The sequence below is a fragment of the Mobilisporobacter senegalensis genome (assembly GCF_003752155.1).
Classification (GTDB): domain Bacteria; phylum Bacillota; class Clostridia; order Lachnospirales; family Lachnospiraceae; genus Mobilisporobacter; species Mobilisporobacter senegalensis.
The window spans coordinates 49,090-63,389 of record NZ_RJVG01000005.1; the positions used below are offsets into that span (position 1 = coordinate 49,090).

Consider the following 14,300-nt stretch of genomic DNA (forward strand, 5'->3'; position numbering starts at 1 on the left):
CATCTCCTTATCATTTATTTTCCTCTACGTGCAGTTAGCAATCGCTCCATGACATCGTCCTGTGGATTAGAGCCGCTATACTCGGTCGCACAATTCTCTCTAACAATCTGATATATCTCCATCCAAAGCCTATTCGTTTGACTCATAAAATTCTGACTCATCGCAACATAAGGACTTTGAATTGCATTCCCAGTGGTTGGGTGCTTAGCTAGAAAACCAAACTCAGTCACAGCCTCCTCGCATTGAATCCAACGAGCTGCACTCATGGCATAGCGTTCTAAAAGTTGTGGCAACACTAAATGAGCACAACTACGCTCCTCCAGCCACTTCCATGTAATTTCATAAATTTCTGAAGCTACAAGTGTCTTACCATCCTTCTGAACAGATGATAGCATAGCTCTTGGTTGTGGCATCTCCTGCCCCTTAAGGTCAGCTGTATTTCTAAAATCTACAACCTCAAGTTTTCGTTTACCTGGATTACCATTTGCAATTTTATCTGCAAGTGGCTTCTTTTTCTGTCCAGAGCCGATGCGGGCACCTCCACGGTTTGTTCCATCTTTGGCCATCTTTTCACCTCTTTTCCTTGTTGGGTCTATTACCCCGTTTGAAACCGCGAATTTTCGCGTGAAACCCCACACCCGTTGTCCACTAAAAAGGGTTTAGAGATTTGATACCCCCTACCGGGTACGCCAACGATCACCATCTCTGGCAGTGATGGCCGAATGACAAGGTGTACAAAGAGCCATCAAGTTACTTTTATCATGGGTTCCTCCTCGTGCTAACGGAAGGATATGATGTACCTCTGAAGCCGGAGTCAGCTTTCCTTGTTTCTTACACTCTTCACAGAGCGGATGGGCACCTATGTAGCGGTCGCGTATTCTTTTCCATGCTCGACCATATCGTTTACTAGTTGCTGGATCTCGATCATATTTCTCATAACGAGCAGCTTCCTTCTTAGCATGCTCCTCACAAAATCGACCATCAGTCAGCTGTGGACAACCAGGATAGGAACACGGTCGTTTAGGTTTCTTTGGCATATTGCACCTCCTTTTTCGCATAAAAAAAGCCCTCGTGGTCTACACGAAAGGCTCTCTACAGTTTTTCATACTACCATTATAACCTGAGTAATTATGAAAATCGTCCACGATATTACTCATCACTTACCATACAATAACAATGCAAGATGACCAAGTGCTCGGTTCTTTTTGTTATAAGCAGAGGAACGCTCAATATGAAAGCGCTCACAAATATTATAAACTGCATCGGTCTGCTTTTGTTCATCATTCAAATAGAACTCCCTTAATACATAGCGCTCATCATCCGTTAAAGCATCCCACGCCGGTTGAAACCAGTCCATGTATTCTAATGCTTGGCGGTAGCGTTCTTTTAATACATCTATCTCGTTTATATAAGCAATTAGCTTTTTCTCTCCTGCTTTAGGATCATGGGTTGATGGCATACCGTTTAGAACCGGTGAGGTAGGGGAGCTCATTTTATCATTCAAAGTAGCAATGTCCTCATCTGTATGCTCAATGATGTATTTCATGCTGCTAAAATCTTTTAAGGCGTTTATTGCAGCTGCTTTTTTATCTAAATAATACCATACAATGTTCATCGCATCAGACCTCCTTTAGTGTTGCTTTTACCGCATTAATCAGCGCAGACTGTGTATTATCCTTATCTTTTAGAGCCTTCATGACACGCTCATCAATGGTGCTTTTAGCAATCAAATGATGAATGATAACAGTATCTTTCTGTCCTTGCCTCCAAAGGCGAGCATTGGTTTGCTGATAAAGTTCTAAGCTCCAAGTTAGCCCGAACCATACAAGGGTTGATCCGCCTGCTTGTAAGTTTAATCCATGTCCAGCTGATGCCGGATGAATAATAGCCACTGTAATTTCACCATTATTCCATCTCTTTATTGAATCACTACTGGATAGAACTTCAACATCAAATCGCTTTAGTATTCGTGCTAAATCATGCTTATACCAGTAAGCTATCAATACGGGTTTCCCATTGGCTCCTTCAATAAGATCCTCTAATGCATCAAGCTTTCGGTCATGTATATGTATTACTTCACCTTGATCATCATAGACTGCACCATTAGCCATCTGCAGAAGTTTACCGGAAAGCGTTGCAGCATTTGATGCAGTAATCTCCTCACCTTTAACAGTTGTTATCAAATCCCGTTTCATGGTATCGAGGGTATCCATCTCTTTTTCAGAAAGCTTTACCTGTACTTCATTGATAACGAGTTCCGGTAGCTTAAGATAGTCGGAACCTTTCATGCTAATTGTGATATCGGATATTAAACGGTATATGGCTTCCTCTGCTCCCGGTTTAGGTTTATAAGAAAAAATTACTTGCTGATTACGCTTATCTGCTACGAAATATTCCTCTCTGAACCTGCCAATAAATCGGCCAAGTCTTTGTCCCATATCCAAAAGCCGATATTCCGCCCATAAATCCATCAGTCCATTGGAGGATGGTGTTCCGGTAAGACCGACAATTCTTTTTACCTTTGGTCTTACTTTAATTAAACTTCTAAACCTTTTTGCTTGATGTGATTTGAAGGAGGACAACTCATCGATTACTACCATATCAAAATCAAAGGGAATACCACTTTTAGAAATCAGCCATTCGATATTTTCCCGATTAATAATATAAATTTGGGCTCTTTTCCTAAGTGCTGTTTTTCTTTGAATTTCAGAACCAACAGCTACGGTGTATTTTAATCCCTTAAGGTGATCCCACTTTTCAATCTCTGCTGGCCATGTATCTCTTGCTACTCGTAGAGGAGCAATTACCAGTACTTTTCGGATAAGGAAGCCATCAAGAGTCAAATCAAAAATAGCGTTTAAGGTTATAATACTTTTACCAAGCCCCATATCTAAAAGTACTGCTGCTATAGGATGGGTGAGGATATACTCAGTGGCATAAACCTGATATTCATGAGGCTTGTATTTCACGAAGTATCCCTCCAATCTCATCTATATGATCTAAGCAAAATACCAAAAACCCAAGTGATTCTAACTGTCTTTTTCTCTTTTCCTGTAAAGGTCTTAGCATTTTACCAGGAGCTTTTACTTCTACAAAAGCTATTTTTCTATTCGGTAAAAGAATCATTCGGTCTGGCATTCCATCAAAACCAGGTGATACAAGTTTTAACGCAAATCCATTTATGTCTTTCACTGCCTTTACCAATTGTTGTTCAATCTGTTTTTCTCTCATATATCCTCCATGTTCCCATATTCCAAAAAGTCTCTATACGCGCGAATATACGCGTTTACATATATTTTCATCTATTTGACTTTTATATTATTTTTAATAATATTTTTTGGAACAATGGAACACAGACTACTAAGTAGCCTAATTTACTAGGGGCTGCCGCCTGTTCCGATGGTATGTTCCAAACTATAGTTTTTGTTTCACCGGAACAAGCGAAATCTGTTCCCAAGAAAAATCTGTTCCATGTGTTCCAAAACAAATCATGCTTTTGGAACATAAACCCATTGTGGTCCATAGATTGGAAGTCGTTCTTTTTTTACAAGTCCTGTCCATCCTCCAATGCTAGCCATAATCGTAGATATTTCATTTCCATCCACTCTACGAAGGTTAGCACGATCCTTACCAAAGCACTCACACCAAATCTCCATGTTCGAAACAGATTCACGTTTCCAAGCGCCAACCCGCTTGCTCTCGCCAAACTCAGAACCATTGATAAAAGCTCTACGCTCATATATATCCATAGTATCCCAGTCATCCGGTAAGAGCATATCAAGATACTCTCTAACTAAACCTTCACGTTCATCTGATTCCATTGCTTCCCTTTGTTCTTCCTTTGCAAGCTTCTCTAAGCTGGTATCAAGATACAGTTTCTCTCCAGCTTTCACATAAGTTAGAGCCTCAGCCCATATTTGCAAAATTTCATCCTTTTGTAATTGCCATGATTGTTTTACTCCATTACCTGGAGTCTTTACCGGCCAGAAACGCCTGTTTCCCGTGGTATCTCTTAGGTATCCTTTTTCTGCATTTGTGGTACCAAAAAAGACACACTGCCTTAAATGAGGAGTGGCTCTTCTTCCAAAGCTCGCTCTGTAGATATCATTCTGACGAGTTAAGAAACTACGAAGTGTTTCAACTTCTGCCTTTTTTAACCCAGCTAATTCTCCAATCTCTAAGATCCAATACCCCTGTAGCTTTTCTGCAGCTGTCTTGTCTTTGGTATCCGATAAGCTTAAACTATCGGAAAACCAATCACCACCTAATTTAGCAATAAGAGTACTTTTACCGACGCCTTGTGGCCCATTTAGGACCAGCATCGAATCAAACTTAATACCTGGGGTAAGCACACGCGCAATAGCTGCACACAGTGTTTTTCTAGTAACAGCCCTTACATAAGGATTATCTGAGGCACCTAAATAATCAATGAGCAAGGTATCTACTCTCTCCACCTTATCCCACTCAGGGAGGGCTTCTATAAACTCACGAATTGGATGATAGGAACGATCGTCGGCTACTTTTGCTACTGCCACATCATAGTTTCTTGCAGAGAACGTTCCGAAGTGAGTGTCAACATAGCTGATCAACTGTGCGTCATCTGCATCTCTCCAAAACTTAGATGGATGCGACCAAGGCACATCACCTTTTATTTCAAGGCTGTCTGATAGTTGATTAAAGACAATACCCTTTAAATTTGGGTCATTTTCAAGTATTAAGATTAAATTTCTTAGTGTGTTTTTAACAGCACCTGTCTTATCAAGTTCAAGCAGCTTTTCCCAATCTTCATAAGTAAACTCGCTTTCCGCTTGAGCCTTTCTCTCTTCAGCAAACTGTTCTTTTACTCTTTCATCCTTCAAAGCTAAATCAGTCATGGCTTTAAAAGAAGGTAGCTTACTTGGCTGTGTGTTTTCAGCTATTTTTTCATCTAGGTCACGATATTTATGCACTCGAACTAAATCAAAAGCGTTCAGCAGCATACCGCACGCTGGGTCGGTAGCATGATGGCTATAGGCAAATTTTCCATCGTAAATCACTAAACCTGCCGAAGAATCTGCAGGAATATAATCGAACCGGCCATTCATTGCACTTGGCTCATATATATCCGATAAGAATGTATTGATGGCTTCTTCCACGGTGTATGCTCTGCAAAATGCTCCGACAACACCCTCTTTACCTAATGGATCTGCTTGCGTTGTTAGCCTTCTTTGTACTACCTCTGATTGTCTTGAGGAAACCGGCCACATGGAAGTGTCCCGCCAATCTACATATTTGGAAAGATAGAAATCAGGATCTAATAATTCCCCCTCTTTTTCTTTAAATACAAATTCACCATCTGCCGGAGTCGATGGCCAGTACATTAACCTCGATGGTTCGTAGGTAGTATCATCAAACAAATCAATACCGATCTCTTTTGCCACCATACGGCCAAGTGCCGGGTATTCATCTTCCTTTACTTCTCGTTTTAGAGGTATAATAAGTCTTAGTCTCGGTGCTTCTGGTGTGTGTTTATGGGTGGAATAGATGCAGCATTTAAAATCATGAAGTGATTCAATCTGATCCCAGATTCCTGGTTTTGCATAATCCATATCTAGTGTGAGAAGGGAACGGGTAAGAACATAACCGTTTCTACGCTTGCCTTCACGAAGTGCACCTCCCACAAAACCACCGACATCTTTTATCGAGTCTTGTAAAGCTCGACTCATTTTCCGGAATTCAGCGACAGTTTCGGTTGTTCTTATGGTGGACCCCACTCGAGTAACAAAATCTCCCCATGTGATATCTTTGTTCTTCCACTTTTTATCCATTCGGCTGTTACCAACCGCTATCATCATATCTGCTGCACCTCCTTGCAGTTTTCGTTGAAATAACGAATAGGGATACGATGCTTTAATGCTTTATCAATTTCTACTTGCATTCCTTTTGATATGTATCCACCAAACACCCATAACTCATCACATTTCCTAAGCCAAACCATTCCGAAGAATTGTCCTAGCTTTCTTTGTTCTGGGTCACTATCATCCAACACTTGTGGGTATAACAGGTGGGGTGCAAAAGGAATGGTTCCTTGCTCCACTGCAAATAATAGATACTCTCTGGCTTTCTTTAAATTTCTTAGTGTATCTCCCGCAAAGGGTGAGCAGATAAAGACACAGGGCTTATAGGTTTTTGCCCTTTCATCACGCATAACATTTTCTATAGCTTCAGCTGCTGTTGGATCTGGGTAACCTTCTGCGTTATATTTATCCATGGTTACATCACCTCGATTTCGAGTTCTTGCTTTATTTGTATGTTACATTGAACGGTATTCATATTGGACCTCCAGAAATGTTGTAGAGCCATAAAACTAGCCCTCAGCTATAAGCAAAAAAAGAGGAGGCTTCGAACCCCCTCAAATTAATCTTTTTTATAAAAATTACATTCGTAACCATCTGCACGAAGTAAAAGTCCTTTAGCCCAAGGTGGTGTCTCCCCCATAAGATTACAAACTTCTTGAGCTGACACATCTAATGGAACCTCTAGAACCGCTTCATCATGTACATGCATAACAATTTGAAATCCTGATTCATCTAGTTTTCGCATGGCATAGCAAAGTAGATCTCTTGAAATAGCCTGTACGATATTCTCTACAAATTTGGGGCCATAGCTTTCAATACGCTCCCACTTCTTTGTAGCACCAACACCTTCATACGTCACCGCTTCACTTCCAAAGCTATTAATACTCATTCTTGGTTTGACATAGGTAAGCTGTCTTCCGGAAGGAAGCCAAACTAATAGCATGCCACTTCGATACTCAAAACGAATACAATGAGTTTCTCTACTGTTTCTTTCTTTTACAACTTCTTTAACAGCGCTATCGACATCCCACCAAAGTCTAACAATATTAGGATTTGCATTTCTCCAAGTATACACCAGCGGTTTTAGCTCCTCCTCGGTAAGCCCCATATCTAGTGCACCCATTGCCTTTAGTGCACCCACTGACCCGCCATAACCTAAAGCTAATTCTGCGATTTTTCCCTTTTGTCTAAGTGGGCTTCCTTTTGTAACTTCCTCTAAGGGAACTCGAAACATTTGAGAGGCAGACGCTTCATAAATCTTTCCATGAGTCGCAAATACTTCATTTCTCCAAGTCTCGCCTGCAAGCCAGGCAATAACTCTAGCTTCAATAGCACTAAAGTCAGCAACGATGAACTTGTATCCTTCTTTAGGTACAAAGGCAGTGCGAATCAATTCAGATAAAACCCCAGGAACAGAATCGTACAACAATTCCAAGGCTTCAAAATGACCATCTCTGACTAACCTTCGTGCCTGCTCCAGATCCGGTAAGTGGTTCTGTGGGAGATTTTGAACTTGAATCAGTCTTCCTGCGAATCTACCAGTTCGATTGGCTCCATAGAATTGAATTAATCCCCTTGCTCTATTATCAGAGCATACCGCGTTTTCCATAGCAATGTATTTTTTCACACTGGACTTTGCCAATAGTTGCCTTAGTTCCAACACCTCACTCAAATGATCAGGTGCATCCTTTAATAGCACTTTAACGGATGCTTTATCAAGACTATCCGTTTCTAGACCATGTTCAGATAGCCAGGTTTTCATCTGAGCCACTGAGTTTGGATTTTCCAGCTCAGTTAAAGTCTGCAGTTTATTGGTAAGTTTCTCTCTTACTTTATCATCACACTTTATAGCTTGACGTACCAACTCCAGATCCAGCTGAATTCCCCGATCATTAATACGCTGATCCAATATATAGTTCTGCCATTCCTGATCAGGTACAGGGAACTTTTGAAGCTTAGCCTGTATGGAAAGCTCTGCTTCAACGTCTCGAACGTTATATGCTTTAAAGCTATACCACTTATTTGGAGCATGCTCAGGTAAGTTTCTTGTTCGACCACCATTTGATAGTGTGGGTTTGCAAGGAACAGAGAAATAACGGATAAGCTCTTTACCCTCTGTTAATTTCTTTTTATCCGCTCCTGTTACAAATGCAGCTCCTTCCAGTGATAGAGGTAATCCAAGGTATGCAGACCACACCATCGTGCAGCGCCATGAATTAGGTTCAAGATGAATACCTAAGTAACGAGACAAGCAAATCCGTTCAAACTGTGCATTAAATGCCCACTTAATCACCTTGTTATCTAAAATAGCATGCTGTATTTCTTTTGTAATTTTTTCGTCACAGGCTAAATCAATTACTTTCACAGGACCATAATCCACACTATAACCGAATAGAAGGATTTCAAAATCGGGGGCTTCAGTATAACGATAGACCCCGCTTTTGGCGAGGTCTACACTGCTATATGTTTCTATATCTATGCTAAGGGTTCTCATGATAAAAAGTCATCATCCACATCAGTGGCAAAGTCATCAGAAGCATTGGTTCTCCCACCTAAAGGCTCACCATCGCGAATTTTTTGAATATTCCCAAGGCCACATGCTATACCTTTATTTCCGTTAGAATTAAAGGCATAGAAATTGATGCTTACTCTAGCATACACACCGGAGTATATTTCAGACCGATCGAGAATCGGATTAATATTTTTATCCACGATCTGAGGAGCAGTAATGCTGTTGGCATTGATAAAGTAGCTATTGGCATAAGCTTCATCCTCTGGACGATCGATATCGCCATCGCGTAAAGGGAGCTTAAGTGCAGCCTTATTCGGAATTTTGCCTCCGAACTTACCTTTTCCTTCTTCAATAGCAGCATTCACTGCCTCATTAATAGCACTTAGTGTTTTGGTATCGCTTTTTGGTATTAATAGGCTTACACTGTACTTTTCAGTACCGCCATTAATTGACTTAGGCTCCCAGACATTTGCATAAGAGAGCCTGACAACTCCAGTAATTACTTTCGTAGGAATAGTTCTTTTTGCTGTGTTTGACATAATTAAACCTCCATAAAATCATTTTTTGCTGAAGATATATTCATTTCAGGACGCTTATCTGAAACAGGTACAAGCGTCGGTTTACCCGTTGGCTTCATGATTAGCCCATCTAGGATTACATTAAATTTAGACTTACCCATCAATTTTTCCATTTCAGTAATTGTGATAAGACTCTGTTTATAAATATCTCGGTAACCTGCCATCTTAGCCGCTTCTGCAACTGCTCCTTCATCTGTGTATTTTCGATTGGAGCGGCCTTCAACTATTTTAAAACCTGGCCACCTCTTTCCATGATTAACTGCTGCATCTGTTGCATAAGCTATAATCTCGTTTGCCCAACTGGTAAGATCACCAATGGATGAGAGAATTTCAGCAATTTCTTCATCTGATAACAGCGGTGGTAAAGCAAACTCGCATGCTGCAAGTTTCTTCTTTGCTTCGGCTCTTGCTCTGCATTTCACCGCTGCTCTACAAAATTGACACCACTCACCGGGACAGTAGTTCCCCTCACCTGCGAATGCTAGTTCTGCTTTAGATTGTAATACATCTTTTGCCCATTGATAAATGCTATCTTTTGAAACTGTGTCTGTACTAACATTTTCACGACGGGGTTGATAGATTGTCATGGAAACCGTGTCAATATCATAAATACCATCGAATAAATCAAGCGCTCCAAGGGCATATAACTTCATTTGAGGATTATCTTCTGCACTGACTAAAACACCCTGACCATACTTAAAATCGATGATATGTAAAGTTCCGTCAGCTATAATAACACAGTCCCCGGTGCCATAGGCATCTGGTACATATTTAGAAAAATCAAGTCTCTGTTCTATTAAAACCATGGGGTCACTACATGCCTGCTTTGCTTGCTCAATGACTTCAAGTACATACTCCACATAACCATCCGTGTAATTATCCATTTCATCGGAGTCATATGGAGAAATTGGCTTTTTTGATCGCATCTTCAGTGCTTTTCGAAGCTTATGCTCGCTTAGCGCATGTGCGGCAGTACCTTCAGCTGCTGCTTCACCACTATTATCATCAAACTCTAGTTCCAATCTGGCTGAAGGTGTACAATTCATCCAGCGATGGGCTCCAGATGCAGAGAGAATTGCATGTTTACTCATTTTAATCCCTCCGCATCTGTAAGAAGTGCAGCATACTTACTTGGATCAATTTCACTGAGTTTTGATGCACCATACTTTTCTAAAAGTCCTCTCACTTCAGCTGTAAATCCGTCATGACTCTTTTCTGCAAGTACCGCCCTTACCTCTTCTAATGTGATTGGCTTTTCATTAGGCTTCTCTTTAGCTTGAGACTTACTAGACTTTGGATTCTCTTCAGAATTATTACTCGCCATTGCATCAGCTACTGCCTGCACACTGTCAGCCAATGATCTTAAATCTGAAACCACATCTAGCAGTAGTTTTATCTTACTCATGCACCACACCTCCTTCCTTGATTTCTTTGATTTCCACCGTCTCTACAGAATCACCAGGCGTAATCACTAACAGACTAACCTTCTTTCCAAATAGTAAATCAAGCATTCTGCTTCGTATCGTTTTCCTACTGCTCTGGATTACCTGGTCTCTTTCGTTGCCCTGTTTAGCCACGTTGATAGTGACTTTATGTTTAAGGCTCATATTCCGTCTCCTTTCTGGGGGAGTATATCCTGCCCCCCACCGATAAGCGAAAAAGAGAATTCATTCGAACCACCTTTTGGATGATTTTTGAAAATATTTTACACATCCGCCGATATAAGTTTTCTAATTTTTCCTTGAAGTTTCTTTAAACGCTTTCGAATCGTCGTTTCTGAAACTCCCATTTCACTAGCCATATCAACATTTGTTCGATTATCAACGTACTTTTTCTTAAATAACTCTTTTTCCTCCAATGTCAGCCATTCCATAGCCCTAGCAAGTTTGCTCAGCAGTTCTTGATGTTCATCCTCATTCTCCTCTTCAAGAAGAATCTGTTCAGGATTTACGCTTTCATCAGCAAGATATTTATTGCGATCATTCGCCGCTTCATTTTCGCCATCATGGTAAGCATCCAGATGGGTTGTAACTCTGTAATGATAACGACGCTGTTCGTCCACCTCACAATCATCGATTGAATGAAGAAGCTCGATATCAGCTTCAGTGACTCCATCTTCTCCTGGTACAATAACTATCTTTGTTCCTTCAGCAGTGTAATAAATGTAGTTGGTTCTTTTCTTCTTACTGGTTTTGTACTCTCTTGACATGTTTTTGCTCCTTTTCACCAGCCCTCAGCGGAGTGCAAAGGATACAAAAAATAGGTCTGTGTCATGAAGTACACAGCCTCCAAGTCAAAAATAAACGCAACAAGGGAAGGGTACTTCTATTGAAACGCAACAGTCCCTAGGGACTAGAGCGTAACAATATGTATCCTTTGCCCTTATTGCAAATCAGGCATTTGATATTTTTTTTAATTTAAGAAAGCCACTAAAACATACTAAATTACAGCGTCTACTTACGGTGATGTCCGTTTTGTAGAGCACTGCAATTTAGCACGTCTTAGCGGCTTATTTGCAAGCTACTCATTTAATTAATTGTAATGTGTTCCACCCCCAATATTTAGCCCAATATGAATCAGAATTTCATTGCCTGTACCTTTACACTTATATATGACAGGCATTTCTTCTTTCAATTCATAGGGTGTTTTAATTACAAAACAGTGTTTTTTCCATGGACAATCTTTTGTGCATCTGTAAACAAAACCCTTGATATCCATTCTGTTACCTCCTCTTTAAAATGTAGATGTTTTTATCTTATATCAATAAAATTTTTATTTCTCCCCACTTAATCGTAAAATTGATGATATATTTATAGGAATATTGGTCTAGTTTTTAGCTAATCACTTCTGAAAACTACGGATATTCAGCATTCCATTGTTTAATAGTCTGTGTGGTGGATCAACAATAATAACATCAACTTTTAGGTAACAAAAAACGCCTAATAAAAACACTTACTTGTGTTTCCATCAGGCGTTGGTAGCTACTTATTGTGCTCCTATTTGCTCAGTATGTACATTTAATTTCTTTTTATATTATTTAGTTTTATTTCAACTACAGACTTGCAAACCGGACACTTGATTCTTACTATACCTGTAGCTCCATTCTCGTCAAGATCAAATAGCCGTTTGTTGCGACAGCTTGGGCAATGAACATGTATTACTTTCTCCACTTAACAACCTCCAATACTACTTCATACTGTTTTGGTTTGTTTAGCATATATATTCCTAAGATAACTATCTATAGTTTATCGAACACATGTTCTATTGTCAATACTGTTTTCCTATTAATAGTTTTATGCTATAATAGGTGATATACAATTCTCTGTAAAATTAATTAATATTACTCGTTTGCACTTCATGCACTTATGCTCTATGGCACCTTGTACATTTTCATATGCAAACATTAATTTATTATTACAGACTGGACAACGAACTTCTTTTTTTACCACAGGCATGTCCTCCTTTAAACTAAATTATATATTTTTTTTATTTGCTCAAAAGTTACATTGATTTGGACCTTTTCGAGTCGGTCTTTCCTATCTTCATATAGCTTTCTTAATATATTCTCTTTTTCTTGGTCCTCACCAAGATGTACACATCGGTGGCAGTTAGGGCACAGACTTATTATGTTCGCAGGCACATCAAGTGAATAGCCAAATTGATCCCCTTTACTAATTGGGACGAGGTGATGTGCCTCTACATACATATAATCTGAATTTCTAGCTTTAAAACTGTAGTGAGTGTTATCACATTCACACATAAAATTTGCTTTTTGTAGTGCCACTTGAGAATTAATAGGAGACCTTAAATACCTCTTTAATCCGTCCTTGCCAATTACGGGCTCATTTTTTTGCTCAGGATTATCTTCAATATTTGTCTCAATAGCTATTTTTTGTGAAGTACCAATTATCTGATCTTCTTCAACATTACCTTTTGATGCTTCAACTATATAATCATAAAACTGTTCAACCAATCGATTATTGGTAATCTGTACATTAATATCATCATAGGCATCTATCAACTCCAATAAATCTGATATCATTATTTCATCACTAGGCAAATTTTTAACATCATAATACTTGCCTGCAATATGGCCGGCTTCGTAGCCTTTTCCAAGTTGCTTGGTAGAATTTAAACTAATAGAATATTCTCGCATACTCATAGGTATAGGCGTATGTTTTCTCAAGTACATTGCCATATTACTTATTTCTTCTTTTCCTTGCTTATTACCGAACTTGTCCTTAAAATAAGTAAATCCTTGATTTAGGCTTAAATACACACCTTTCATATCAGCGGTAAATAAATAAACAATATATATGCCATATGTCGCGCTATCAGTTATCCTGCGATTAAAAATTGCCACCCACGGGATCTCTGCATATTGACCTTTACCAATAGAGCCCGTGACAAGGAATTTGCGTTGATTAAGGCTTGCTTGTCTAATGAGTATTGATGGTATTTCTTTAGTTATAATATCTCCAACCACACTTCCGGCGAATGGCTCTTTCTTATACAATTGGGCAGCCTCTCTAATTTTTTCACTAATAGAAAGCTCCTCAGCCGTTGAACTCCGAACTGCATTTCTAATATCATTAGCTTCTAAACTTAATAGATTTACTGCATAATATTCCGCCAACAATTGTACATCGTAATATAATGGTTTTTGTGCTTGGTTCTCTATCTTGCTAATGCGAGAAATAGGCCATCCCATTGCTTCACTAACCTGAGCCAAACTTAATCCTTTTGATAATCTAATATCTTTAAGTTTTGTTCCGATATTATCCATAATTGACATACCCCCTTTTTTCTATTCCCGAAAACGCCCGGGCATTTACTTGTTGTGTTTAATATAGCATATCCATATTCTGGTGTCAATAGTTTTATTTAAAATTTTACGGTGTTTTCAAAATTCGAAAATTTATTGTATAAAAAAAACTGAAAGCAATGTGCAACTTTCAGTTCTCTTTATTTCCTGTGTTAAATAAGATCTATAGATCTGTATATTTTTTTGCATTTCCATAACTCTTACTTACAGGATACTTCATTTTATTCTTGTCTATCTTGTTTCTCACAGACTCTTCTAAATCTATATTCATACTATTGCATAGGCTAATCATATACATATAGATATCTGCTATTTCGTCAGCAAAATTAACGGTATCTTTCTGTTCTATTATACGATCTAATTCAGTATCAGTCTTCCACTGAAAACACTCCATCAATTCACCTACTTCAGCTCCTATTGCAATAGCTAAATTTTTAGGAGTATGGAATTGATCCCAGTCTCGTTCATTGATGAATTCGATAATCTGATCGTTAATATTTTTCATGTTAACCTCTTTTCATTTGCTTCTATTACATATTAATATGATA

General features: G+C 39.1%; 17 protein-coding genes. All 17 read right to left on the minus strand.

Annotation, left to right across the window (positions count from 1 at the left end; translation table 11 throughout):
• Positions 1 to 14: 14 nt before the first annotated feature.
• Positions 15 to 566: a P27 family phage terminase small subunit gene (locus tag EDD66_RS09320; protein ID WP_123609305.1), complete on the minus strand. Its 552-nt coding sequence runs from the start codon at positions 564 to 566 to the stop codon at positions 15 to 17.
• A 111-nt stretch (positions 567 to 677) separates the two neighbouring features.
• Positions 678 to 1,037: an HNH endonuclease gene (locus EDD66_RS09325; RefSeq protein ID WP_123609306.1), complete on the minus strand. Its 360-nt coding sequence runs from the start codon at positions 1,035 to 1,037 to the stop codon at positions 678 to 680.
• Between the two features lie 119 nt (positions 1,038 to 1,156).
• On the minus strand, positions 1,157 to 1,615 hold the full coding sequence (locus EDD66_RS09330; RefSeq protein WP_123609307.1) for a hypothetical protein: 459 nt from the start codon (positions 1,613 to 1,615) through the stop codon (positions 1,157 to 1,159).
• A gap of 4 nt (positions 1,616 to 1,619) precedes the next feature.
• Positions 1,620 to 2,969 carry an SNF2-related protein gene (locus EDD66_RS09335; RefSeq protein WP_123609308.1) on the minus strand — a complete coding sequence of 450 codons (1,350 nt, stop codon included), beginning with the start codon at positions 2,967 to 2,969 and terminating at the stop codon, positions 1,620 to 1,622.
• A complete protein-coding gene (locus EDD66_RS09340; RefSeq protein WP_123609309.1) occupies positions 2,950 to 3,231 on the minus strand; it encodes a VRR-NUC domain-containing protein in 282 nt (93 codons plus the stop codon). The genes EDD66_RS09335 and EDD66_RS09340 overlap by 20 nt, the downstream gene beginning before the upstream one ends.
• A gap of 257 nt (positions 3,232 to 3,488) precedes the next feature.
• Positions 3,489 to 5,834 carry a virulence-associated E family protein gene (locus EDD66_RS09345; RefSeq protein WP_123609310.1) on the minus strand — a complete coding sequence of 782 codons (2,346 nt, stop codon included), beginning with the start codon at positions 5,832 to 5,834 and terminating at the stop codon, positions 3,489 to 3,491.
• Positions 5,831 to 6,250, minus strand: coding sequence for a DUF7768 domain-containing protein (locus EDD66_RS09350; protein WP_123609311.1), 420 nt, complete (start codon positions 6,248 to 6,250; stop codon positions 5,831 to 5,833). The genes EDD66_RS09345 and EDD66_RS09350 overlap by 4 nt, the downstream gene beginning before the upstream one ends.
• Before the next feature lie 146 nt (positions 6,251 to 6,396).
• Complete coding sequence (locus EDD66_RS09355; RefSeq protein ID WP_123609312.1) at positions 6,397 to 8,331, minus strand: DNA polymerase; 1,935 nt, start codon at positions 8,329 to 8,331, stop codon at positions 6,397 to 6,399.
• The gene (locus EDD66_RS09360; protein WP_123609313.1) at positions 8,328 to 8,888 is read right to left on the minus strand and encodes a DUF2815 family protein; all 561 of its coding nucleotides are present in this window, start codon (positions 8,886 to 8,888) and stop codon (positions 8,328 to 8,330) included. The genes EDD66_RS09355 and EDD66_RS09360 overlap by 4 nt, the downstream gene beginning before the upstream one ends.
• Positions 8,889 to 8,890: 2 nt before the next feature.
• Positions 8,891 to 10,018: a DUF2800 domain-containing protein gene (locus EDD66_RS09365; protein WP_123609314.1), complete on the minus strand. Its 1,128-nt coding sequence runs from the start codon at positions 10,016 to 10,018 to the stop codon at positions 8,891 to 8,893.
• Entirely contained in the window at positions 10,015 to 10,332 is a 318-nt protein-coding gene (locus tag EDD66_RS09370; protein ID WP_123609315.1) for an rRNA biogenesis protein rrp5, read from the minus strand. Before EDD66_RS09370 ends, EDD66_RS09365 begins: the two co-directional genes overlap by 4 nt.
• Entirely contained in the window at positions 10,325 to 10,534 is a 210-nt protein-coding gene (locus tag EDD66_RS09375) for a hypothetical protein (protein WP_123609316.1), read from the minus strand. The genes EDD66_RS09370 and EDD66_RS09375 overlap by 8 nt, the downstream gene beginning before the upstream one ends.
• A 98-nt stretch (positions 10,535 to 10,632) precedes the next feature.
• Positions 10,633 to 11,136: an RNA polymerase sigma factor gene (locus EDD66_RS09380; protein WP_123609317.1), complete on the minus strand. Its 504-nt coding sequence runs from the start codon at positions 11,134 to 11,136 to the stop codon at positions 10,633 to 10,635.
• Positions 11,137 to 11,459: 323 nt separating this feature from the next.
• Positions 11,460 to 11,645 (minus strand): hypothetical protein, encoded by a 186-nt coding sequence (locus EDD66_RS09385; protein ID WP_123609318.1) that lies wholly within the window; start codon positions 11,643 to 11,645, stop codon positions 11,460 to 11,462.
• Positions 11,646 to 11,944: 299 nt separating this feature from the next.
• A complete protein-coding gene (locus tag EDD66_RS18425) occupies positions 11,945 to 12,097 on the minus strand; it encodes a hypothetical protein (RefSeq protein ID WP_170164306.1) in 153 nt (50 codons plus the stop codon).
• Positions 12,098 to 12,390: 293 nt separating this feature from the next.
• Complete coding sequence (locus EDD66_RS09390) at positions 12,391 to 13,713, minus strand: MrcB family domain-containing protein (protein ID WP_170164307.1); 1,323 nt, start codon at positions 13,711 to 13,713, stop codon at positions 12,391 to 12,393.
• 202 nt (positions 13,714 to 13,915) lie between these two features.
• Entirely contained in the window at positions 13,916 to 14,257 is a 342-nt protein-coding gene (locus tag EDD66_RS09395) for a nucleotide pyrophosphohydrolase (protein ID WP_123609320.1), read from the minus strand.
• Between the last annotated feature and the right edge of the window lie 43 nt (positions 14,258 to 14,300).